This is a genomic window from Marinibium conchae, assembly GCF_015595035.1.
In the GTDB taxonomy this organism is placed as follows: Bacteria; Pseudomonadota; Gammaproteobacteria; order Enterobacterales; family Alteromonadaceae; genus Glaciecola.
On sequence record NZ_JADNRN010000002.1, the window covers coordinates 744,016 to 768,276 of the forward strand.

Consider the following 24,261-nt stretch of genomic DNA (forward strand, 5'->3'; position numbering starts at 1 on the left):
GGATGAATCAGTTATTCTCACTATTAGACAGTTTTCTAAACCGCTTTTTGCAATCACTACTTATTTTGATAACCGTAGTGGTTTCTTGGCAGGTATTTTCACGCTACGTGCTTGGTGCTCCTAGCTCCTTTACTGAAGAGCTCGCGCGCTTTTGCCTAATATGGCTTACCTTATTAGGATGCGTTTTTGCCTATCGTAAAAACAGTCATTTAGGTCTGGACATGATTTATACCCAGGCGACCGCAACACAACGCAAAGTTATGTATTACTTTATTCATCTTTGTGTGGCGACTTTTGCACTTTGTGTAATGGTAATCGGCGGTTATCTATTAATGGATATGACCGACCAACTCGGGCAATCCTCTGCTGTAATGGGCATTGGCATTAGCTACGTTTATATGGTGGTGCCAATAAGTGGCATTCTTATTGTGCTTTATGCGATTAAGGCAATGTTAACGCCCGACTTCAGCGTGGAGGAGTCACTATGACAATTATCTTTCTATTGTGTTTGTTTTTCTTACTACTGTTTCTAAACGTACCAATTTCTTTCGCGATTGGACTAGCTACCTTTGTGTATATGTTCACTGCTATCGACTTTTTGCCTGCAGCAACTACGGTAGCTCAGCGTATGACAAATGGCGTAAATAGTTTTGCTTTAATGGCCATTCCCTTCTTTATATTATCAGGGCAGATAATGGCACAGGGCGGTATAGCTAAACGTTTAATAAACTGCGCGATGGCCTTGCTTGGGGCGCTACCGGGTGGCTTAGCATTAGTAAATGTTCTGTCATGTACCTTCTTTGGTGCTATTTCTGGTTCCGCGGTTGCAGCTACCTCTGCTATTGGTAGCTTTATGGTGCCGCAAATGAAAAAGGCGGGTTATAGCCCGGAGTTTTCAGCGGCTGTGACGGCAACTGCATCAACTACAGGATTGTTAATTCCGCCGAGTAATATTCTTATCATTTACGCGATAGCTAGCGGTGGTGTATCTATATCGGCTCTGTTTCTTGCAGGCTACATTCCAGGCTTATTGGTGGCACTAGCACTAATGATTTTCTGCGTCATTTATGCAAAAAGAAAGGGTTTTAAAGGTAGCGAACGTTTGCCTTTAGGTATTGTGCTTAAACAGGTATGGCAAGCTGTACCGAGCCTTGCTCTGATTTTTATCGTAATGGGCGGTATTATTAGCGGTATCTTTACCCCTACTGAAGCTGGCGCGATTGCGGTTATTTATGCGCTTATTCTCGCTGCTGGTGTTTATCGTGAAGTCGATATGGAGAAGTTCGGTTCGATTTTAACTAAAACTGTTGAAACCACCGCCATTGTACTTTTCTTGATTGCGACCTCTTCAGCTTTATCGTGGATGCTTTCTTACGAGAATATTCCGCAAGAGCTTACCGATACCTTGCTAACTATTAGCGAAAACCCTTTAATGATATTGCTCATCATTAACCTTATACTGCTGTTGATTGGCGCCTTTATGGACATGACGCCAGCTGTTCTGATCTTCACTCCCATCTTCCTACCTATTGCCGCGACCTTAGGTATCGATCCACTTCAGTTTGGTATTATGATGATATTGAACTTATGTATTGGGCTGTGTACGCCACCGGTAGGAGCGATATTATTTGTAAGTTGTGCAGTGTCGAAAACCAAAATAGAAAAAATGGTGAAACCGATGTTACCTCTTTACGTGGGAATGATAGCGGTGTTGGTTATGGTAACAATGTTCCCATCTATCAGTACCTTCTTACCCTCGCTCTTGGCGCCATAGTCAGAGCGAATGCTCTTCAGGCCTAACTGAGGAGTATAGCAGAGCATAAAAAGCCGATGTGTCAGAACTTGACTGCATCGGCTTTTTTGTTTCTTTACACGAGCTTTGCGGCTTATGAGTAGCTAAAGTCTACAAAACTCTCTCGGTGAATATCAATAATCTCGACCGATACAAACACACTGTTTAACTTAAGTTGTGTTAAAGGCAGCATGACTGCCTGAGATATCTCCTTTTTCTGCGCATCAGTGCGACCGCTCAGAATGTGGCCTTTGATATGTAGAAAGTCTTTTTGTTGTCCATGTAAACGAAAGTGCTTGCGCCCCTCTGTTCTGATTTTGATAGCTTCAGGTGGGAAGTGGCCACTGTTTTTTGCTCCTTCAAAAACGGCATCTTGAAGTATTTCTAATGAAACTTGCTCTAAAAGTGACTCACTATGCTCAATGATAAAATTTGGCATTCAATTTCCTTGGGTTTTGGTTAACCGGATTTATGATTTTGGTCATTATACAGCATTGAGAGTGGCAGCCTCAAAAGATAATTCGAGAAATGGAAATTTGGAGATAGCGCTTTTCGGAGGCGGCACGCATGGAGCGTGGCTTCATTTGCTTGAGTTTCTGATTTACATTTTTTTTACATCTAAAAGAGTGCTATGTTTACTCACAAGATAAAAATGAAAGAAGAGTTTTCGAATGAGCAAGAACAATGCGCTACAAGCATCTACTTTAAGCAGTAAGCAAGTCCATGAGATTAACGCAGACTACCTAATTGTAGGCTCTGGTGCAGTGGGTATGGCATTTGCTGATATTATTCTAACGGAAAGTGATGCTAGCGTTATCATTGTTGATAAACATCACAAGCCTGGTGGCCATTGGAACGTTGCCTATCCTTTTGTCACTCTGCACCAACCCTCGGCTTTCTATGGCGTTAGCTCCCGCGAATTGAGCAAAGGCAAAAAAGACCAAGTAGGCCTGAATAAAGGACTCAATGAATTAGCGACTGGCGCTGAAATAAGTGCTTACTTTGACGACGTAATGCGCGAACAATTTTTACCTACTGGTCGAGTACAGTATTTCCCGATGTGCAATTACCAAGGCGATGGCAAGTTTGAAAACTTGCTTACTGGAACGCAATACCAAGCAACTGCACACAAAAAAACGGTTGATTGCACGTACTTGAAAACCACGGTTCCCTCAACTCATACACCGAACTTTAGCGTAGACGCTGATCTTCAGTTTATGCCATTGAATAACTTGCCTACTATAAGCGCTAAACCCGCAGGATACGTTATTGTTGGTGGTGGAAAAACCGGCATTGATGCTGTGCTCTTTTTGTTAGACAAAGGTGTAGAGCCAGATGATATTACCTGGATTATGCCTCGAGATGCATGGTTGTTGGATAGAGAAAACACACAGCCTACTGAAGAGTTTTTTCATCAATCGATCGGTGCACAGGCTAAACAAATGGAGGCTATTGCACAGTCGACTTCGATTGAAGATATGTTTTCTCGCTTGGAAGATGCGGGGGTGTTCTTACGCATCGATACTGATGTTTGGCCAGAAATGTTCCATGGCGCGACTGTCAGTCGACTGGAATTGGCGCAGCTCCGTCGAGTGAAGAATATTGTGCGTAAAGGTCGGGTTATTTCAATAAGTAACAGCCAAATTACGCTAGAAAAAGGCAGTATCACGACATCTAAGGAGCATATACATGTGGATTGCTCTGCAAGTGCTATATCCAACTTAGTAATGAAACCCATATTTGAAGATAAACTGATTACGCCACAAACTGTGCGTTCATATCAGCCTGTTTTTAGTGCAGCCTTTATAGCTCATGTAGAGCTTAGCTATCCAAACGAAGAAGTAAAAAATAAGCTTTGCCAAGTCGTGCCTTTGCCAAATACCGATCTAGATTGGTTGAGACTCACCGTTGCATTTATGATGAACCAGCATATTTGGGGTCAAGACCCTGCGCTTCGTGAGTGGTTATTGAAAAATCGTTTAGACGGTTTTAGTCAACTGGTGCGCAATGTTGGTGAAGATGAAATAGAAAAAAGGCTGATTTTGAAAAGGCTCAAAGAAAATGCCCAACCAGCTATGATGAAGCTACAGGGCTATCTCAGTTCTATCAGTCGACCTTAACGCTCTATCTTGCACTTGGCTTTGAGGATCGTCCTGATCCTCATTTGCCGTTGAGCGTTTTTCATCCTTATCAAAAACGCTTAGGCTCTGATAATACCAAGCGTGAGAAGGTAACTTGTGAATAATCGCCATTCGCTTTATCAGTCTCCCAAACACCTGTGCCACCGCAAGCAGTTCCCCAAAATGGATTACTAGTGCCGCCATTGCATTGACTGTAAGCACCGGCTTTAAAATAATGCCAGTCGCCAGCATAGCCTTGTTCGAAGTCTTTCTCATCGCCCTTGCCATAGGCATCAACGTTATTGGCTAGGTTAATGGTGTAGTTAACTGTTTCACGACCTGGTGCCGAAAATATTAACTGCATCGTATTTTGGTAAACGTTGACTACGTAGCTGAAGCTCTCATCTAATTTTATGCCGTCGACACCCGGATCGGCGCTATTTTCCCAAGTATTCCCCCATACTGGGTAAGCGATATCTGTTCGATTAGGATCTGCTTTGGGTAAGTTTCGCTCGTATGTCCAAAATACTGAGCCAGTGTCGTGGTCAGGGAACTTTTTATAAAATATTTTTAGCGGCTCATTACCGTAACCAAAGCCTTTGGAGCGATCTGGATCGTTGCCAGCATGTATTTGCCCAATGACTACGGAGTAGCTTGGGTACTTTTCTGGTCGAGCGCTATTGAGTGCGACATGATTCACCTCTAGGGTGGCTTCCATTCTTCCACCTATGGCAGCAAAAGCGGCAGCATTTTCGTGAGCTGCTAGCGCAAAATTGTTTTTCGGAGCTTTGGTTTTTATTCTGGTGTTGATGCCGCGAGACATTTGTCGAAGCTCGCTTCTTGCATTTTTCGAATTGGCGGTGGTGACACCAACGTTAGGACTGGTAAAGACCAATTCTTTATCTTCGTTTAAGTAAAAGAAGTCTGGGTGAGTATAAGTTTGAAGGTCTTTGACTTTTACCATGTCGGGCTTGCCATCTGCATTGGCATCAATTGGTAAGGTAATATTCCATTGGCTGAGGTCAAAATAAGCGCCCGGTGCATCTATTGCTGATTTTGCCGTAGCTTCAGCGGCGTTTGTTGAGTCGTCCGTTGAGCCACAAGCACTTAGGGCAAACACTAAGCTTGATGCTGTTGCGATGCAAAGACTGCGGCGCGACGAATAGAGAGATGATGACGTTTTCATAATATTCCTTTTGATTCAAAAAACCGAGATTCAACAACCGGCATTCAATACTAGGTGCTTAAAGCAAATTCTAGTTAAGCGGGTTTATCGGGCTTGCTTACTATTTATCGTCTGAGTTTAGCATCAGTTTTTTAAAATAAGCTACCATTTCTGTTAATCCTTTTATACCACTTTGTTAACCAAAAGTGCATTTGGAAATTATATTATTTTACTTTTTAGTGCTGAATTATATGGTTTCCACTGTTGTTGTGATAAATTGGTCATACAAAATACTCATTAAAAAGGCCATGGAAATGAAAAAGCTCAGCTTAGTGCTTTACCTTTTATTAGGCGCTGTTTTGCATATTTACTTTGCAGAAGCTCACGCGAATGACAAACAATGGCTTCTGGTGGATAACTTTGAGTCGGGCGCTAAATTACTGTCAAGTGATTGGTTTATAGAAGATGTTCAAAACGAAACATCACCCTTTATACCGCGACCTCAAGTGTCAAAAATAATTACCGAGCCATCAACACAGAATGCCTATTATTTGAAACAAGCCGCTGAAGATGGGATTGTTGGCAACAGAAAAGCACTGAGTTATATCAAGTTGCCTCGCAGTATTGAAATTGGTGAGACTTACACGCTTTACACTCGAATTATGGTCGATGCCTTTCCTAATAATCACTCTTTCGGCTTGAGTAACCTTCAAGCAGAAAGCATAAATGAGCTTTCATACAATGCTTTTGAACCTATGCTGAGGGTAACTGATAAAACGGAGTCAGACGGCACTGTTAATCGCGGTGCATTGATGGTGATACAGAGTTCGAGTAAGGGAAAAGCTACTTATACGGATGTAGTCAACCCCTCTACGAAAATGCCTGCTGAGCGTCTTGTTGAAAAACAGTGGTACGAACTTTGGTATGTGATAAACAATTTGCCATATAAAGATGGTGGTCAGCGCTACTCTGTTTATATGAAGGGTGGGGAATTTAAGCAACAAACACAGGTGTATTTAGGTGCAGTCTTCAGGATGAAGCGGGAGGCAAGTTTGCATTACTTCGTGACTATTTCAAACACCGGTTCGCAGAAAAAGCCCTATGGAAATGGTGGATTGGCGTATGATGATATTTACATGAGCCGTGGCAAAAACTTGTCTAATCCTCGTTAGATATCATATTTTGATAGGTATTCGAACTAGGTCTTCGAATTTTTGTGTTAGTGTGTTATCAGTGTAGAATATAAATTACTAACATTTTGTTTTTTGCTATAGTCAAAATATGACCAATTGCGAGAGCTTTCTTTCTTTGCACTACGAACTCTTTCTTCAACAAAAGGATTTGCTATGAACAGTACACAAAAATTCGTCATCATGGTGGTTCTGATAAGCGTTTTGCTGGTCGCGCTTATTTACCAAGGAGAAGAGTACCTTTCAGGCTTTAACAGCTCACAAAGCGCGCAAGCTATCAAATCTGAGCAGCAAAATAAAAAGGAAGAAAGGCCTACTCTCGAACCGCTCATCAAAAACAACCCCATCAAAGACGAATATACTGCAAGTGAGCTCAGACTCATGTATAGAGCAAGCCGCTTATACAGAAGCTGCGATATTGATCTCACAGAGTTGAAAAGTAAGAGTAAGCTGCTTAGGCAAAGATACAATAATGAATTAGCAAGAGTCAGAGATAAAGAACAGTGGGCACTCGCTATGATGCACATGCATTCATTAGGTTTAGTGAGTGCTCAGGATGCCGTTACTCAAATTGAACGCAACGAAGCCAAGCAGTTTAAAACAGACTATGAGTATCATCGAATTGGAACCGAGCCGTCGGCTTTGCAAAATGAGATGATGAAAAAAATTCAAGAGCTTTCGGTAGCATTGCAAAATAATGAGCTGGCAGCGCTACCTCGAATTATTGATGAATTTAGCGCTTTGAGCGGAAAGCGAGGCTTATCTACCCGCTTGCGCAAAGAACTCGTTCTCTTATCTCCAGACATTATCATCGGAAATACCTTAGCTAACGCTAGTGGCTCTCAAGCCGACGCACTTTTAGGAAGAGTAGAGGTTACGCATCAAATGCTTACACAGGTAATACGTTCAGGTGGCAATGCGCGCTTAGTTGCCTCTTTACTAAGCCGAATGGATTTTGAGAATGAACCTGTATTCAATAAAGATGGAAAGCGTGAGACAGCCCTACAAGCTGCAATCGACAACAATAGTATTGACGTCGTTCGCTTACTTTTGGCTCAAGAGGGCCTACGCTATACACAATTCACCTTCTCGCCTGTAAACACATTGTTGATGAAGGTTTTGTTGTCGGTTGATGACGAGGAACTCAACAGTAGCCAAGTTGAAATGATGAGTCTACTGCGGGATTATGAGCATGGTGCCCAATACTATCAAAACGAAGAGCTTGATCAGATCGAATTAATGGGCTATCCACTCGTTGGTGTAACCAAAGCCCTTCGTGAACAGATTCAATCGCTGGATTTGAAGGCACAAATATTCCTAAAGCTAAGTTCAGCAACACCTAAGAAACTTGATCCGGACCTTCGCATGCTGTTTGAACGCAACGCTGCAGAGTTACAGCAAGTGCTAGCTGAAGAAAGTAAGAAGCAAAGAGAGTGCGGCCCGTTGAAAGAGGCCTGGGCACAGCAATTACCAGGCATGAATTTTGTGAAAGACCTGACTCCTTATTTAAAGGATGGTCTGGGTTTTAGAGCGCAAGTTGATAATCTTGCCTCGGTTTCACCCACACTGGTCGACCTTTATTACGAACAAAGTTTACGCTCAGATGCTGATACTCGCAAAATCGACGACTTAGTTGAAAATATTGGCGATATTAGAGACGACTTTAAAGCATTGGCTGACTCGCTTGCCGAAATTGATATGGACTTATCGCAACGTCAGTATTTGGTGAATAAGTTATGCGAAGAATACGACGTCGATGGCGTTTATGCATCATTCTCGCTTGCACGCTATATCAATTTCAATAATACCGACCCAACGACCTGCCTATTTGGTCAAGCTGGTTACTTTACATCGATTAAAAGTGATTTCTTCGCGCATCCAGATACCTTTCCAAGTGAGCTTGCACAAGAGCTGCATAATTTCAGTATCACATCGGCTAATTACATCCTAAGCCAGGGCAAAAAAGGTCTGCTGAAATTTCATGGTTATCCAAAGGGTAGAGATGCCCTTATGCTTGCTTTGGATTTCAAGAACTCGAGTAGCTTAAGTACGCTTTATGACTATGATGCTTTGCTCGAAGGATTACTAGAGAGAACAAGGCTCAACTCCCAGCATCTACAACGCTTACATAGACTCAAAGTCATTGATATTTTATTGTTTGAGCGCCTAGCGGCTAAGTTTCCTGAAATTGAAGATGCTAGCGCACAACCCTTTAATAGCTATTAAAAATTCACTAGTCTGCGCCCTTTAGACTTTTAACAAGCTTATAAGTTGACAGCTGTGAATAAGAGGTGAATTAGATGGAATTACAAATAAGCCGTAAGAATTACACCAAGACTCGATTGGTAAGCAGTTCTGTTCAAGAAAACACGCTAGCTGATGGGGAAGTGCTGCTAAAGGTCGATTCCTTTGCCTTAACAGCGAATAATATTACCTATGCCGTTGTCGGTGACAAACTTGGTTATTGGCAATTTTTTCCACCACAATTGACCGTGGAAGAAGCCCAGAGTAATGCCGTAAATGATCATTGGGGAATTCTTCCTGTTTGGGGCTTTGCTGATGTAGTGAGGTCAAATCATCCCGACGTACCAATAGGTGAGCGCTTATTTGGTTATTTTCCGCCTTCCAGTCATTTGATTATGCAACCCAGTTCGCTCAGCCCAAGCAGTTGGATTGACGCAAGTGTTCATAGAAGTAAGCTTCCAGTGGGCTATAACATTTATCGTAGGGTGCAGGCGGAAGCAAATTATGATAAGTCTTTTGAGCAGTATCGTATGTTGCTTTACCCACTTCATATCACCGCATTTTCACTCTACAACTATTTCAAAACTAAGAACTGGTTTGGAGCAAAACAAATCGTGATGCTAAGTGCGTCGAGTAAAACGAGCACAGGTTTAGCCTATGGCGTTGCCAACGACAAGCAGGCACCGAAACAAATAGCGCTGACATCGTCTGCGAATAAAAATATGGTGCTGGGGCTTAATGTTTATGATGATACCTTTGCCTACAATGAACTAAGTAAGATTGACGCGTCTATTCCCACCTTGATTGTTGATATGTCGGGCAATGGGAGTTTGCTAAGCGATTTACATGAGCACTTAGGCGACAATATGATGTTTTGTTCTAACGTTGGTGTAACGCACTGGGAAGATATGCAGCCTGGCCCGCATTTTAACGCTGAGCGCAGTGAGATGTTCTTTGCCCCATCACAACTTCAAGCGCTTATTAAAGAGCATGGTATGGCAGGCTTTGAGCAATTAAGCAATGCGTACCTTAAGCATTCTATTGGTGAAAGTGCTAAATGGCTAAAAATGAATAAGCTTAATGGCTTAGAAGAAATGAGCAGCATTTTTAATGATGTATGCAATGGCAAGGTGCCACCAGAAGTCGGATTGATTATTCAACTTTAAATGACTACCCTGAGCACATTCACGTTGTCCCTTATTGAGCACTGAAATGGTTGAAGACATGCAAGCTCCTATTCAAAACGACAGCCTAAAAATTGTCGTATTTGGTGCTGGTAGCATTGGTTGTTATTTAGGTGGTTGCTTACTCAGTGTCGGCGCTAATGTAACGTTAATCGGCCGAGATCGAATTCAAGCACAGATATCGGAAAACGGATTACGAGTAAGTGATTATAAAGGTCGAGATACATCACTCAGCGCACAACAAGTGAAATTCACAGGCTCTAACGCCGTGATGCACAATGCTGATATTATCCTGTTATGCGTGAAGAGCGGTGATACGCAAAAAGCGGCAAAAATTATCTATAAACATGCTAAACCCACAGCCCTAGTGATTAGTTTTCAAAATGGTGTTCGTAATGGAATATTGTTAGATCAGTACCTACCTACTTTTTCAGTATTACGTGGTATGGTGCCATTTAACGTACTTGGCATGGGTAAAGGCCACTTCCACTGCGGTACAGAAGGCGCACTCGCCATTGAGGACCCAGAAAACAGAGCAGAGCCAGTCTTTGCTCTTTTTGATCAAGCAGGCTTGAGTATTACTCAATATCAGGACATAACCAATGTGCAATGGGGCAAGTTACTCATGAATTTGAACAATGCCGTTAATGCCCTTTCGGGAATTCCGTTGCTTGATCAGCTTAACGATGCCAACTATCGAAAGATAATGGTAGCGGTATTAAGAGAGGCTCTCAATACTATGAAGGCGGCAGGCATTGAACCTGCAAGAACTGGCAAAGTCATTCCAAAATATATGCCGTTTATCATGTCTTTGCCCAATTTTTTGTTCAAACTCGTGGCAAGTGCAAGCTTGAAAATTGACCCACAGGCTCGATCATCCATGTACGAAGACCTTTCTCTAGGCAGAAAAACTGAGATTGATTACCTAAACGGAGAAATCCTAGTATTAGCTAAGAAGTTTGGTATTCATACACCTGCCAATCACGCTATTGTCAATCTTATAAAACAGGCTGAAAGCGATGAGAGTGGTTCACCTCAGCTGTCAGCCGAAGAAATACTCTCACGCTTTTAATTCATAATATGCTTTAAAGTGAGCACGCTGTTTTACGTGAGCGTGACAAACTCCTCGCCACTAGTAGGGTGAATAGCAACACAAGCATCAAAATCAGCCTTGGTTGCGCCCATTTTCAGTGCAACACCGAAGCCCTGGAGTATTTCATCCATGCCAAAACCAATACCATGAATGCCAACAACTTTCTCGTTCTCGCCGGCACAAATCAGTTTCATTTTAGTTGCTTGTCGGTGAGTGGTTACTGCGGTATACATTGCAGCGAAGCTTGAGTTATACACTTTAATGTTGTCTTGCCCATACTGCGCAATTGCTTCTTTTTCGGTTAAACCCATGGTGCCAATAGCAGGGTGGCTGAATACAACAGTTGGAATTAAATCATAATCCATGTGTGCATTGCTTTGCCCGTTAAATAAACGCTCGCTGAGTAAGCGACCCGCTTTAACTGCAACAGGTGTGAGATCTATTTTGCCAATGTTATCGCCCACCGCGTAAATACCAGTTGCACTGGTGTTTTGGAATTTATCGACTTTGATATAGCCGCGCTGATCAAGCTCAACATCTGTATTCTCTAATTTAATCTTATCGTTTGCTGGCTCGCGGCCAATAGCCCATACGAGCGAATCACAATCGATATGCCAGCCAGTATTTAGGTTCACTTTCAGTGAGCCATCTTGTTGTTTTTCTATGCTAGTTACTTCGGTATGAGGATGTAGCTTAGGACCGTCTTCAGCCATAATTTCTACTAATGTGTCGGAAAGCATGTCGTCGAAATTGCGCAGCGGTTTTTCGCGGCGTACTAGTAAATGCGTTTCCGAACCCAATGAGTGCATTACACCGGCTAGCTCAACACCGATATAACCTGCACCTACAACCACTACACGTTTGGGTTGGTGTTTAAGGTCAAAAAATTCATCTGAATTAATGCCAAGCTCAGCACCTGGCACCGGAGGCTTGATGGGGCGGCCACCCGTTGCGATGGTGATATGATCTGCTGTGTAGGTTTCACCGTTTACTTCGATTGTGTTGTTGTTGACAAAGGTAGCGAAGCCTTTAATGAGTTCAACGCCATTGTTACCAAGTACTCGGTCGTAAGAAGCGTGGATGCGGTCGATATATGCCGACCGACTTTCAATCAATTTTTCCCAGCTAAAGTTATTCACCGTTACGTCAAAGCCATAATCCGGGCTGTATTTATGAATGGCTTCAGCGACTTGCGCACCAAACCACATTGCCTTTTTAGGAACACACCCCACGTTCACGCAAGTACCACCAATATCTTTGGCTTCAATAATAGCTGCCTTTTTCCCATGTTTCGCTGCGCGATTCGCTGACGCAATACCGCCGCTACCGCCGCCTATACAGATATAATCAAAGTGTTTCATAATGCTCCTAGTGCCCTGCAGCCTAATTCGATGCTATTTTTCAGTTGGCTACTTATAAAGTGGTGTGTATAAATATGCCTACTAGACCGTAATTATCAAGTTTTCATTCAAAAAATCTTTTTGTAAGTATTGTGATCTGCACAAGCGTGCCCAATTATAAATACATACAAATCAAGCATGACAGCTTACCAATAACTAAGAGAAAACGACATGAGCGCTATCGAAAATGTGTCTGGGCTACCAGAATTTAGTCAAATCAAGCCCGCCGATATTCTTCCTGCTATCACCAAAGCCATCGACAATTGCAAGGCGGTTATTCAAGCCGTGGTTGATGCAGGTGACAGTAGCTATGCGCAGGTCGTCGAAAAAATAGAAAATGTCGACGATGCCCTCAGTAAAATGTGGTCTCCGGTTAGTCATATGAACTCGGTGATTAGTAGTGATGAGCTGCGTGAAGCACACGACGCCTGTTTACCGCTGCTGTCCGATTACGGTACTTGGGTTGGGCAGAATCAAGCTTTGTTCGAGCTATATAAAAAGTTACGAGCAAGTGATGAGTATGACGCTTTATCTGAGGCTCAACAAAAGGTTGTTAACAATGCCATTCGCGATTTCACACTTTCAGGTGTGGCTTTAGAAAATGAAGACAAAAAGCGTTATGCCGAGATTAAAAGTCAATTGTCAGCGCTTTCCTCCAGTTTTGGCAACAATGTCATGGATGCCACAATGGCTTACACCAAGCTAGTGACTCACGAGGATGATTTGGCTGGTCTGCCCGATTCTGCCAAAGCGGCTGCCAAACAAGCGGCAAAGAGCAAAGAACAAGAAGGCTGGTTGTTCACACTCGACATTCCCAGCTACCTACCGGTGATGATGTATGCCGATAGCGCCGAGCTTCGCAAGGAACTTTATATCGCTTTTAGTACAAGGGCTTCTGATCAAGGCCCGAATGCTGGCGAGTTTGATAACGCCGACAACATTGATCAAATGCTAGCCTTAAAACAAGAACTTTCGGTACTACTAGGGTTTGATAACTACGCCGAACGTTCTTTGGCGACGAAAATGGCGGAGTCGAGCGAGCAAGTCGTTGGCTTTCTTGAGGACTTAGCGCAAAAATCCAAACCGCAAGCGCAAAAAGAGCTTCGCGATATTGAGGAATTTGCTGCGAAAAACTATGGCCTTAGCAATTTACATGCTTGGGACTACACCTACTATGGTGAAAAACTGAAGCAAGCGCTGTATTCGGTTTCGGATGAGGAGCTACGTCCCTACTTCCCAGAAGACACCGTGGTAAAAGGCTTATTTGAGGTAGTATCGCGCTTGTATGGTTTGCGTATTGTAGCGAGAGATAATGTAGATGTTTGGCACAACGATGTGAGCTTCTACGATATTTTTGATAGCACAAATGAGCTGCGAGGTTCGTTTTATTTTGATTTGTATGCACGTGAGAAGAAGCGCGGTGGTGCATGGATGGACGAGTGTCGAGTAAGACGCCGCTTGCCTGACGGAAGCTTGCAATTGCCCGTGGCTTATCTTACTTGCAACTTTAACGGCCCAGTTGACGGTAAACCTGCTTTATTTACACATAATGAAGTAGTGACGTTGTTTCATGAGTTTGGTCATGGTATTCATCACATGCTAACCAAAATAGAAACGGGCGCTGTGTCTGGTATCAACGGTGTTGCTTGGGATGCGGTTGAGTTGCCCAGTCAGTTCCTCGAGAATTGGTGTTGGCAACCAGAGGCCCTTACTTTTATCTCGGGTCATTATGAAACCGGTGAGGCTTTGCCTGAGTCGTTGTTAACGAAAATGCTTGCTGCGAAAAATTACCAGTCGGCGATGCAAATGGTGCGTCAGTTAGAGTTCTCTTTGTTCGACTTCAAATTGCATCAGCAAAAAAATAGCGACAAATCAGTGCAAAAAATACTTGATGAAGTACGCAGTGAGGTTGCAGTGATTATTCCACCGCAATTCAATAAGTTCCAAAATAGCTTTGGGCATATTTTTGCAGGTGGCTATGCCGCTGGTTATTACAGCTATAAGTGGGCTGAAGTGCTGTCGGCAGACGCATTTGGACGCTTCGAAGAGGAAGGTATCTTCAATCAGCAAACAGGCAAGGACTTTCTAACGAATATTCTTGAAATGGGCGGCAGTAAAGAGCCCATGGAGCTTTTTGTTGCTTTCAGAGGGCGCGAGCCTAAGGTTGATGCCTTGCTTCGTCACAGTGGCATCGCGGCGTGAGTTCGGCAAAGCTAAACGACACTCACGTAAAGGCCGAAGCTTTTGCCAGCCTTTACGACAGGGTATGTAAACGCAAAGTCAGTGAAGCCATGGTGAAAGAACTTATTTCTAAGCCGGCTTCGAAACAACAGTTACTCGAGATCACCGACGATCGCTTTTTGGCTGAATTTACCAAAAAAGTATTTCAGTCGGGTTTTGTTTGGCGCGTGGTAAGAAATAAATGGCCAAGCTTTGAAGAAGTATTCTTTGAATTCAACATTGACAAAATATTGTTGATGCCCGATGAAATGCTAGAACAAAAAGCCACAAACCCAGCCATTATTCGAAACTTTAACAAAGTGAAAACGATCCGTGAGAACGCCATGATGATTGACGATGTTCGTCGTGAGTATGGTAGTTTTGCAAAATTTGTTGCCCAGTGGCCTAGCGACGATATTGTTGGTCTTTGGGATTATTTGAAAAAGCATGGCGCTCGACTGGGCGGGAATACTGGTCCTTATGCCCTTAGAATGCTTGGCGTCGATACATTCTTGTTAAGTCGTGACGTAGAAGCTTACTTTGTGGAACATGGTTTGATCACGGGCTCGGCTCGCTCGAAGCGCAGTTTAAAAGCCATTCAAGACACTTTTCTGCATTGGCAACAAGAGAGCGGTTTATCGCTTCAGGAGCTAAGCCAAATAGTGTCGTATAGCTGCGGCGATAACTACGTGGGAATGGCATAGGTGATACTTTCATGCGACAAACTCAGTAAATTCTATGCAACTAAGAGGGTGTTCAAAGACCTTAGCCTGCGCTTTGATAGCCCAAGAAGCCTATTGCAAGGCGCAAACGGCAGCGGCAAGTCTACTTTGCTTCGAATCATCGCGGGTTTAGAAGAGACCTCTTCAGGTAATATTGATTGGCAAGCAACGCCATCAGACTCGACAGTCTTAATTGTGCTGGCAAGTGAATCTGTGCTTCCACCTGATGTTTACACTGCGATTGAGGTGTTGGCGCTAATAGAGCGCTATCAAAAGGTTGATACTGAACTAAGAGAAACGCTGATACAGCAACTGAATTTCAACGCACATTTGCACAGTAGAGTCAGCGAGTTATCGTCGGGCTCGTTGAAGAAGCTTTTGTTGATTGCTGCGCTATCTCAGCACTCAGATGTGTTGTTATTAGATGAACCCTTCGCCAATCTTGATGTAGAGAGTCGCGATCTACTGAAAGACTTCATTTTAGCCGATCAGCGCTTTCAGATCATTGTTGACCATCATCGTTTGTTAGGTGAACTGCCTTGCGTAGCTATGGATGATTAAGGTGTTTGCAAAACCCAGTCTGCATACCATCATGCAGCGTAAAACTAAGCGTTTTTTTCAGAATAATCGCAGGCTATACCAGTTTTTCATTGGTTTTCTCATTTTTATGGGGCCAATTGCGGGTGCTACCATGCTATTTGCTGCTCCATTGTTAGGCTATTTAGCCGTAAATGCAGTGTCGTTGCTTGAGTTCGCCATGGTGGCGTGTAGCTTAGCTTTGCTCTGCATAGTATTCGTACAGTTCTACTTTTTGTATTGGCAAAGCTCAGAGTTACAGTTTTTAAAACTCAGTATGGGAAAGGGCAGAGCCTTATTACACCACTTTGTTGCCTTGAATCGGCAAGCCGCCATCTTTCATATCCTGGTGTTGGCGGCCTTTGCTAGAATCGAGATAAACATCCAATCAATGATTTACGTTGTTGTTTGTTATCTGAGTTTGTTTGCGACATTTTTGTGGCGATACAAATTATATTCAGGTTCCCCCTTTATTCTCAAAGAGCGGCTAAACGCGTGGTTGAGTGCAAGTAGTCTAGGTGAAAAGGCCAGCGTAGGGGAAAAAATTAAGGAAGTTACCAAGACCAGGCTCAATACGAAATTATTTTTCTATTTGATGAGATCAGGCGCTTGGTTACGAGCCTTGCTAGTCGTGGCAATGTACGTTCTCATGGCAAAACTAGCAACAAGCGATATAGATACTGCATTTCTAGCCGGTATCGGTATCAGTATTATGATGCTTGGAAGCTTTTTTGTTGCCCTACTGAGTAAGTTAGTACAAACAAACCTACATCGCGATATGATTTTTTGGCAAAGCCTAGGACAGGCCATGCCAACAAGGCTAACCGGCCTCATAAAGCGAGTGAAATGGGCGCTTATTTCCCTATTTCCACTTGTTTTTATTTCTGCCTATTTACTTACTAGAATTTAACTGACCTAAGTTGTAAAGCAAATTTCCATCGGCCCTAATATTATCAGTCACTTAAAGGTGAATTATTTTGGCTTTTTCGCTACACTTAGCGCATATCATTTATGCTTCTTCATACTTCGAAGGTTTCCATGACTACAAGCAACGTAACGCAATCAAGCGAAGCTAATGCTAGCGCTTCTAACTCATCTAACTTGCTTGATCACCTAAACGATATCGACACCGGCGATGCAGATGGCGGCTCCGTCAACACCAGCAACAGTGATGAGGCGGCTGCTAGCCAAACGCACTTTGGCTTCAAACAAGTAGAAAAAGCGCAGAAGGAGTCGATGGTTGCCGACGTGTTTCATTCTGTTGCCGCTAAATACGACCTAATGAACGACCTAATGTCACTTGGCATCCACAGAATGTGGAAGCGTTACACGATAGATTGCAGTGGAGTACGTCCAGGTCATAAGGTACTTGATTTAGCTGGTGGAACGGGTGATTTAGCCGCTAAATTCAGTCGTATTGTGGGTGAAACTGGGCAGGTGACGCTGGCCGACATTAACCACTCTATGCTGATGGTAGGTAAAGAAAAGCTGACCAACATGGGTATCATGTCGAATCTGAATTATGTGCAAGCAAATGCAGAAGCACTTCCTTTTCCCAGCAACCATTTCGATTTAGTTACCATGGCGTTTGGCTTGCGTAATGTGACTGAAAAGTCTAACGCACTTGCGTCAATATTCAGAGTATTAAAGCCTGGTGGCCGTTTATTGGTATTGGAGTTTTCAAAGCCCAACAGTGAAGCACTGAGCAAAGTTTACGACGCATATTCTTTCCATCTTTTACCCAAAATGGGCAAATTGGTTGCCGATGACGCAGAAAGTTATCAGTATTTAGCAGAATCGATTCGTATGCATCCCGATCAAGTCACTCTAGAGAGCATGATGAAGGAAGTTGGATTTGAACAAACCAGCTATACCAATCTCACCGGTGGTATTGTTGCATTGCACCGTGGGTTCAAGTTTTAAATGTATCAAGCACAACTGCTTAGCGCTGCTATTGAAGTCGCCTTAGCGAAACTGCTATCGTTCGACGATGACAGCTCAAAGTTACTAGCGCCACTCGTTTCGAAACAATGCATAATTCAATTGCATGAGTTGCCATTCCCCTTAGTATTTTCATTTAGTGAGAATGCAGTGGCCGTAAGCTCGGCTGAGCAACATAGTGAGCATAAAGTTAGCCCTAAACTAACTCATGATCAGTGCAGTATCGACCTATCACTTTTTATCATCAACGAAATCAAAGATACCAGTAATATCACACGTTTGATTCGTGACGGTAAACTCGATTTCGATGGTAACTTGCAAATTGCACAAAACATGAGTGCTTTATTTAACGGTATCAATATCGATATTGAAGAAGTATTGTCGCAATATGTGGGTGATATTGCAGCACACACCACTATGCAGCAAGTTCATAAATTCAAGCGTTTTGCTAAGCATAATCATCAATTAGCGATGGGTGCACTGAGCGACGCCTTACTTGACGAAAAACGTATAGCCGTGAGGCCGATCATGGTTGAGAACTATATTCAAGAAGTAAACGAATTGCGTGATAGCACCGACCGAATGGAAGCCAGAGTGGCTCTGCTCGAAAAGGCCTCGAGCCGAAAGTTAAATACAAAGAAGGGTGAATAACTTGCGTATTGGTCGTTTCTATCACATTGGCAAAGTGCTGTTAAACCATGGGCTAGATGAGGTGATCCCTTCTCGATTTAGGCCTTGGTATGTTCGCTTATTTCGCAAGTGTATATTTTGGCTTCCTAACAAGCACAAGCAAGAATCTGAGGGCCGACGTATCCGTTTGGCGCTGGAAACTCTAGGGCCGGTATATATTAAGTTTGGTCAAATGCTGTCTACCCGCCGCGACTTACTAACACAAGATATTGCCGATGAACTCAGCATGCTGCAAGACAGCGTACCACCATTTTCATCAGAGCTTGCCGAACAAACTATTCGCGAGGCGCTAGAGCTCAGCGATTTATCAGAACTTTTTAGCGATTTTGAATCGGCGCCGCTGGCGTCGGCTTCCATTGCGCAAGTGCACAGCGCGATCTTAAAAAGCAATGGTAAGCAGGTGGTGGTTAAGGTGCTTCGACCGCAAATCAAACAAACGATTGAAGCCGACGTAGAATTGCTAGAAAGCATCGCGCGAGTGTTACAAAAAATCCTTCCTGATGGCCGGCGCTTGAGACCTGTCGAGGTGGTGCGGGAGTACAAGCGAACTATATTAGATGAGCTTGATTTACTTCGTGAGGCAGCTAATGGCATACAAATTAAGCGAAGTTTTGAAGGGTCGGAAGCCTTATATGTGCCGCACTTCTATAGTGATCATTGTCGTAAAAATGTGATTGTTATGGAGCGCGTTTTCGGTATTCCAGTGTCGGATGTAAGTAGCTTGCGAGCACAAAATACCAACATGAAGCTACTTGCAGAGCGTGGTGTTGAGGTGTTTTTTACTCAAGTTTTTCGTGATAGTTTCTTTCATGCAGATATGCACCCAGGTAATATTTTCGTAAGTAGAGAGCACCCCGAAAATCCGCTGTATATCGGTATCGACTACGGCATTGTCGGCACGCTTAACAAAGAAGATAAACGTTATCTGGCAGAAAATTTCATTGCCTTTTTTAACCGTGATTATCGGAAGGTGGCCGAGCTTCATGCCGATTCTGGCTGGGTACCTGCCGATACTAACATCGCCGACTTTGAAATGGCGATAAGAACGGTGTGCGAACCTATATTTCAAAAGCCGCTTGAAGACATTAGCTTTGGCAACGTGCTTCTGCAGTTATTCAATACAGCGCGACGCTTCAATATGGTGGTGCAGCCGCAATTGGTGTTGTTGCAAAAAACCTTATTATACGTTGAAGGTTTAGGCCGACAGTTATATCCGAAGTTGGATTTGTGGCAAACCGCAAAGCCTTTCCTTGAAAACTGGATGAAGGAACAAGTTGGGCCCAAGGCCATGTTGAACAAGGTTTATGAAAATCTGCCTTTTTGGTCAGAGAAACTCCCCGAAATGCCCGACTTACTCTATGATGGCATGCGCCAGTTAAAGCGCATTCCAATAGAGCAGCAGAAACACCATGAGCTGCAAATAGAAGCCATTAAAAGCACGCAAAAAGCGCGTTTTTATAGCCACTTAGCAGCCGCATTTACCGTCATTTCCGTGCTTATGTACTTGTTTGACAAGTCGATGTGGTGGAGCGTTCCAATAGGCATTGTCGGTTTAAGCTGTTGGTTTCTATCATGGCGGAGACTTTCCTAGCCAAGGCGTTAAGCTATGCTCACATCATCTATTTTCTGTTTATTTTTTAAACTGGTACGTTTATTGTAATCTTGACTGAATAAATAGCGCTATTTGTATTAAGTAGCGGTTAACTGCGGCCGATAAAAACATAAGCGCAGTGTTTAACCAGGCAGGAGATAGTCATCAAGCAAGATACACAGCAGTTTGTAGTTGCAGCAAACATAGCGGCACACTTAGAAAAGGCGATTGTTGTTGCTAAAGAAATATCTTTAGCGTCGAACAATGCCGGTGTGTTGGCGGCAAGGGCTGGCACAGATGCGGCAGGTTTTGGTGCATTGGCGGAGTTTTTAGACCAACTTGCGCGCAAAACCATTCAAGCCTCGAACGACATTAATAAACAAGCCATGCAAATTAGCAAGCTCACCACCAATGCAGTGCGCACCGAAAGCGCCCAACAACGATATGTAACAGCCTTTGATAAAGGCCAGCAAGCTACTCACATAGACAGCCTCAAAACTAATTACGCCGACATTAATCAACAAGTTAAAAGTGAAACCGAAACCATCGACAGTTTGTCGCGCCAACTTGCTCGTGGCCTCGAAGTGCTCAAGCAAGAGCTCGACGTAGGTAAAGTGCTGGCTTCTATGTCTTTGGTTGAAGCCTCTCAAGCAAGCAGCGAGTATTCAAATCAACTTACCGACAATGCCAAAAATATTGGTAGCGCAATATCGCGCATAGAAAAGCATGTTGGTGATGCCATAAAACTCATGCCTAGAAGCAAGTAGCCAAAACTTAACTAAAGTGAGAACAGATGAAAAGCCAAAAGATATTTGAAGCGAACAATCATGAATGGTTTGTGTTTGGAAGAGATCCCGACAAGCCTCATAGCGTTATCGATACAAACCAATACATGATAAAAACTAAAAATCATGGCTTTTTAATGGACCCAGGTGGTATCGAGCTATTCGCACCAATGTTGGCGAGCGTAGTAAGAGAAGTGCCTATTGAGAATATCACGCAGGTATTTGCTTCGCATCAAGACCCCGACATTATTTCCTCGCTTGGTTTGTGGGACAAGGCGCTTACTAATGCGACTCTGCATTCCCCGCAGATATGGGAAGGTTTTCTGCGACATTTCGGCATGGACAAAATGACTTTCAAGGGCATTCCCGATGGCGGTGCAAAGCTGCAACTAGACCAAATTGAAATTGAATTTATACCCGCACATTATCTTCATTCCTCTGGCAATTTTAATGTTTACGATCCAAAGGCAAAGATTTTAATGAGTGGCGACATCGGCGCTGCACTAGAGCCCCACGATGCGCCAATGGAAGTAGAAGACTTTGAGTCTCACATCCCTAAAATGGAAGGTTTTCATCGTCGATGGATGCCATCGAATCGCGCAAAAAATGATTGGGTAGAGCGTGTGAGTCAGCTCGACATCGACATGATGTGCCCACAGCACGGGCGGATATTTAAAGGTGACGATATTAAACGCTTCCTTGAATGGTTTGAAAAACTAGAGGTGGGCACCGCAGTTCGTTCCTAAAAGAAAAAAGCACGATTAAACAAAACTTAATCTGCATAAGGTGGTATATACTGTTGTGAGCATTGTTCATCGTAACGAAGAGCGCAGGTCTAACTAGGCTTGCGTACTTCGTAATAATAATAAAAAACGCAAGGAACTCGGCATGTATACCATTGTTAAACATACCCACTTAACCATTATTCTACTGACCTTTGTTTTCTTCATCATCAACTTCGTGTTGATGATGAGAAAGTCGCCGGCGGCTCAGAATAAAGTATTGAAAATTGGCCCACACATTCTATACACCCTTTTTGTGATCACCTTTATTTATATGATTTCAGTGAATCCCTTGAAGTTATATCCATTCGTTAATGGTTGGGCTTCGTCGAAGTTAGGTGGCTTTGTGTTGTACGTGCTGTCGATCACCCTGGCTTTGAAATGGGCGAAAACTAATCTGTGGCGTTTTGTTGGTTTGATCAGTGCCATTTTCTGGTTAGTCATGAGTGCCCGTCTTGCCTATGCTCATCACCTCAAGGTGAAAGGGGCAGAGCAAGATACCAGCGCCTATTTAGAGCAAGCGCAAATATTCCTAACATCGCTTAGCTGAGTACCTTCTGAAGCCGCTTTCTCTTACCTCGGCAGCTCTACTTGCGGTATGCATCGGTTATCTGATTGCGCCAATGGGCATGGCTGCCGTTAATGTGGCCATTCCTGCGCTTGCGGAAGAATTGCAAGCTAACGCAATCAAAGTGTCGTGGTTACCCACCTTATATATTTTAGCCAACGTGGCCTTAATGTTACCGTTTGGCAAGCTCGCCGACAATTACGGTCGAAAGCGTGTGTATGCAATGGGCTTACTTTTAAACGCGCTTGCCTCATTAATGTGTGCCCTAGCGTCCGACATTGATTGGATCTTGTTTTGGCGTTTTGTGCAAGGAGCATCAGGCGCGATGATATTTGGCACAGGTGTCGCTATTATTACTTCAGTTACCCCTTCGGAGAAGCGCGGTGCAGCCTTAGGTAAACTAGCCGCCTGCGTGTATGTGGGCTTAACCCTAGCGCCAGCGGTAGGTGGTTGGCTTACTGAATTTTTAGGCTGGCGTTCGGTGTTTTATTTTCAAATACCGCTTATGCTGATGTTGCTCGCTTTTATATATTTAAAATTACCGGGCGAATGGAAGAACGACGAGCACTCGCGTTTTGATTGGGTTGGTTCGTGTATTTTTATCACTTTCTCATGCACTTTAGTATATGGCTTAAGTAAGCTTCCTAGCTTGTTAGGGCTAAGTATTTTGAGCTTGTCGCTGCTTAGTTTAGTGAGCTTTGTAATGCATCAGCGTCGCGACCCGCAACCGCTTATTCGAGTGCAAATGTTCCGCGAAAGTCGCGTGTTTAGCCTTTCATTGATGACTTCATTTTTTATGTACGGCAGTAACTTTGCGATTATCTTTTTATTAAGCTTATATCTGCAATACATCAAAGGCTACGGCCCAGCCTATTCTGGGCAAATACTACTTATGCAAGCCTTGCTCATGGCGATAGTGGCGCCTTTTGCAGGGAAATTGGCCGATAGGTTTGAACCGCGTATTGTAGCCACCACAGGTTGTGTAATTGTCGGTTTGGGCTTTGCACTGCTCATTCGCCTCGACACCAACACGACTGCCTTATACATATCAGCTTCGCTGGCGCTCATTGGCTTGGGTTTTGGTTTGTTTTCAACTCCTAATAACTCAGCCATTATGGGTGCGGTAAAAGAGCAGGAAGTAGGTGTAGCCTCTGCATCTATGAATTTATCGCGCACCATCGGTAACCTGTTTGGCATGAGTATTGTGAACTTAATGATGCACTTCTACATTGGTGATGAAACCTTTAATGCCAGTAATAACGCAGAGCTAATGAGCACAATTTCCTTGGCCTTAATGATGTCGCTCACATTTGTTATTATTGCAAGCGTCGTGTCGGCGATGCGGGGTAGGCAGTAATTTACACGTGTAAAGTACCTGAGCTAACAAGAGAAATAACGAAGAACGTCGTTGTGGAATATATGCGATTATCTTTATAACTAAATATGACCGTGTATAAGTGAGTCAGAGATAAAAACGCGATAGTATGAGTTGGTATAGTAAAAAATGATAATAGAGTGGTTAAACGTGCGGTTTTATGTGGCTATACAATTAATACTTTACTTGGGTTTATTTGCGTTGAGCGCCTCTGCTTATGCGCAGGTGTATTCCTACGTGGATGAAAACGGCGTAACAGTATTAACCAATAAAAAGCCTAGTCAAAAACAGGCTTCAATCAAGAATCATGGTTGCTTTGGTACTTGCCGTACAGGTATTGATTGGGCAAATACCCCACTTGAGCCGGCGGCTTTTGCCGATGAAGTCGACGATGCTGCGAATACGTTTGGCGTTGATAAGGCTTTAGTAAGAGCTATTATTCATGCTGAATCTTGGTTTGATCCCGATGCGCTATCAAAAGCTGGCGCACAAGGGCTTATGCAGCTCATGCCAGCGACTCAAGAACGATTTAACGTGACCGATGCTCACGATCCAGAACAAAACATTCGTGCTGGCGTTCAGTATCTGGCGTGGTTAATGAAAGAGTTTGACAAAGATCGTGACCGAGTTATTGCCGCTTACAACGCTGGCGAGAACGCAGTAAAACGCTACGACGGCGTACCACCCTTCAACGAAACCAAAGAATATCTGCGCCGAGTGAATATTCTATATTCCCGCTATAGTAACGAGCATTCTTCCTAATCTCAAATGGGCACCACGCCCAACTTATAGAACACTGACGAGCAATATGATGCGCAATAGG

22 protein-coding genes are annotated in these 24,261 nt (G+C 43.5%); 19 read left to right on the plus strand and 3 right to left on the minus strand.

Annotated elements, in window-relative coordinates; translation table 11 throughout:
- Window positions 1-2: 2 nt before the first annotated feature.
- Complete coding sequence (locus ISG33_RS10925; protein ID WP_195733620.1) at window positions 3-488, plus strand: TRAP transporter small permease; 486 nt, start codon at window positions 3-5, stop codon at window positions 486-488.
- Entirely contained in the window at window positions 485-1,774 is a 1,290-nt protein-coding gene (locus tag ISG33_RS10930) for a TRAP transporter large permease (RefSeq protein ID WP_195733621.1), read from the plus strand. Before ISG33_RS10925 ends, ISG33_RS10930 begins: the two co-directional genes overlap by 4 nt.
- 112 nt (window positions 1,775-1,886) lie before the next feature.
- Here the strand turns inward: ISG33_RS10930 and ISG33_RS10935 are convergent, their stop codons facing one another.
- Window positions 1,887-2,231: a 5-carboxymethyl-2-hydroxymuconate Delta-isomerase gene (locus tag ISG33_RS10935; RefSeq protein WP_195733622.1), complete on the minus strand. Its 345-nt coding sequence runs from the start codon at window positions 2,229-2,231 to the stop codon at window positions 1,887-1,889.
- 232 nt (window positions 2,232-2,463) lie between these two features.
- On the opposite strand from ISG33_RS10935, the gene ISG33_RS10940 reads away from it, so the two are divergent.
- The gene (locus ISG33_RS10940) at window positions 2,464-3,912 is read left to right on the plus strand and encodes an NAD(P)-binding protein (protein ID WP_195733623.1); all 1,449 of its coding nucleotides are present in this window, start codon (window positions 2,464-2,466) and stop codon (window positions 3,910-3,912) included.
- A 70-nt stretch (window positions 3,913-3,982) separates the two neighbouring features.
- On the opposite strand, the gene ISG33_RS10945 is transcribed toward ISG33_RS10940, so the two are convergent.
- Window positions 3,983-5,098 carry a polysaccharide lyase family 7 protein gene (locus ISG33_RS10945; protein WP_195733624.1) on the minus strand — a complete coding sequence of 372 codons (1,116 nt, stop codon included), beginning with the start codon at window positions 5,096-5,098 and terminating at the stop codon, window positions 3,983-3,985.
- A 293-nt stretch (window positions 5,099-5,391) separates the two neighbouring features.
- Between ISG33_RS10945 and ISG33_RS10950 the strand changes: the two genes are divergently transcribed.
- The 4 genes from ISG33_RS10950 (at window position 5,392) to ISG33_RS10965 (ending at window position 10,767) form a co-directional block, all read left to right on the plus strand.
- Window positions 5,392-6,249 carry a hypothetical protein gene (locus tag ISG33_RS10950; RefSeq protein WP_229333538.1) on the plus strand — a complete coding sequence of 286 codons (858 nt, stop codon included), beginning with the start codon at window positions 5,392-5,394 and terminating at the stop codon, window positions 6,247-6,249.
- A 174-nt stretch (window positions 6,250-6,423) separates the two neighbouring features.
- Window positions 6,424-8,493 (plus strand): hypothetical protein, encoded by a 2,070-nt coding sequence (locus tag ISG33_RS10955; protein WP_195733625.1) that lies wholly within the window; start codon window positions 6,424-6,426, stop codon window positions 8,491-8,493.
- 74 nt (window positions 8,494-8,567) lie between these two features.
- Window positions 8,568-9,677 (plus strand): DUF2855 family protein, encoded by a 1,110-nt coding sequence (locus ISG33_RS10960; RefSeq protein ID WP_195733626.1) that lies wholly within the window; start codon window positions 8,568-8,570, stop codon window positions 9,675-9,677.
- 34 nt (window positions 9,678-9,711) lie between these two features.
- Window positions 9,712-10,767 carry a 2-dehydropantoate 2-reductase gene (locus ISG33_RS10965; protein WP_370545307.1) on the plus strand — a complete coding sequence of 352 codons (1,056 nt, stop codon included), beginning with the start codon at window positions 9,712-9,714 and terminating at the stop codon, window positions 10,765-10,767.
- 32 nt (window positions 10,768-10,799) lie between these two features.
- On the opposite strand, the gene gorA is transcribed toward ISG33_RS10965, so the two are convergent.
- Entirely contained in the window at window positions 10,800-12,149 is a 1,350-nt protein-coding gene (gene gorA / locus ISG33_RS10970) for a glutathione-disulfide reductase (protein ID WP_195733627.1), read from the minus strand.
- 210 nt (window positions 12,150-12,359) lie between these two features.
- Here gorA and prlC point away from each other — a divergent pair, with 210 nt between their 5' ends.
- The 12 genes from prlC to ISG33_RS11030 all read left to right on the plus strand — a co-directional run bounded on the left by prlC (window position 12,360) and on the right by ISG33_RS11030 (window position 24,200).
- The gene (gene prlC, locus ISG33_RS10975) at window positions 12,360-14,390 is read left to right on the plus strand and encodes an oligopeptidase A (RefSeq protein WP_195733628.1); all 2,031 of its coding nucleotides are present in this window, start codon (window positions 12,360-12,362) and stop codon (window positions 14,388-14,390) included.
- A gap of 89 nt (window positions 14,391-14,479) precedes the next feature.
- Window positions 14,480-15,112, plus strand: coding sequence for a DNA-3-methyladenine glycosylase I (locus ISG33_RS10980; RefSeq protein WP_195733789.1), 633 nt, complete (start codon window positions 14,480-14,482; stop codon window positions 15,110-15,112).
- Window positions 15,113-15,691, plus strand: coding sequence for an ABC transporter ATP-binding protein (locus tag ISG33_RS10985; protein WP_195733629.1), 579 nt, complete (start codon window positions 15,113-15,115; stop codon window positions 15,689-15,691).
- A complete protein-coding gene (locus tag ISG33_RS10990) occupies window positions 15,684-16,616 on the plus strand; it encodes a hypothetical protein (RefSeq protein WP_195733630.1) in 933 nt (310 codons plus the stop codon). Before ISG33_RS10985 ends, ISG33_RS10990 begins: the two co-directional genes overlap by 8 nt.
- A gap of 128 nt (window positions 16,617-16,744) precedes the next feature.
- Window positions 16,745-17,629, plus strand: a complete 885-nt coding sequence (ubiE, locus tag ISG33_RS10995; RefSeq protein WP_229333540.1) for a bifunctional demethylmenaquinone methyltransferase/2-methoxy-6-polyprenyl-1,4-benzoquinol methylase UbiE — start codon at window positions 16,745-16,747, stop codon at window positions 17,627-17,629.
- Window positions 17,630-18,298: a ubiquinone biosynthesis accessory factor UbiJ gene (locus ISG33_RS11000; RefSeq protein ID WP_195733631.1), complete on the plus strand. Its 669-nt coding sequence runs from the start codon at window positions 17,630-17,632 to the stop codon at window positions 18,296-18,298.
- A gap of 1 nt (window position 18,299) precedes the next feature.
- Window positions 18,300-19,928 (plus strand): ubiquinone biosynthesis regulatory protein kinase UbiB, encoded by a 1,629-nt coding sequence (gene ubiB / locus ISG33_RS11005; protein ID WP_195733632.1) that lies wholly within the window; start codon window positions 18,300-18,302, stop codon window positions 19,926-19,928.
- Window positions 19,929-20,200: 272 nt separating this feature from the next.
- A complete protein-coding gene (locus tag ISG33_RS11010; protein WP_195733633.1) occupies window positions 20,201-20,695 on the plus strand; it encodes a hypothetical protein in 495 nt (164 codons plus the stop codon).
- A 26-nt stretch (window positions 20,696-20,721) separates the two neighbouring features.
- The gene (locus ISG33_RS11015) at window positions 20,722-21,459 is read left to right on the plus strand and encodes an oxygen-binding di-iron domain-containing protein (protein ID WP_195733634.1); all 738 of its coding nucleotides are present in this window, start codon (window positions 20,722-20,724) and stop codon (window positions 21,457-21,459) included.
- 142 nt (window positions 21,460-21,601) lie between these two features.
- Window positions 21,602-22,045, plus strand: coding sequence for a SirB2 family protein (locus tag ISG33_RS11020; RefSeq protein WP_195733635.1), 444 nt, complete (start codon window positions 21,602-21,604; stop codon window positions 22,043-22,045).
- A gap of 52 nt (window positions 22,046-22,097) precedes the next feature.
- Window positions 22,098-23,420 carry an MFS transporter gene (locus ISG33_RS11025; RefSeq protein ID WP_370545316.1) on the plus strand — a complete coding sequence of 441 codons (1,323 nt, stop codon included), beginning with the start codon at window positions 22,098-22,100 and terminating at the stop codon, window positions 23,418-23,420.
- 180 nt (window positions 23,421-23,600) lie between these two features.
- On the plus strand, window positions 23,601-24,200 hold the full coding sequence (locus ISG33_RS11030; RefSeq protein ID WP_195733636.1) for a lytic transglycosylase domain-containing protein: 600 nt from the start codon (window positions 23,601-23,603) through the stop codon (window positions 24,198-24,200).
- The last annotated feature ends 61 nt before the right edge of the window (window positions 24,201-24,261 follow it).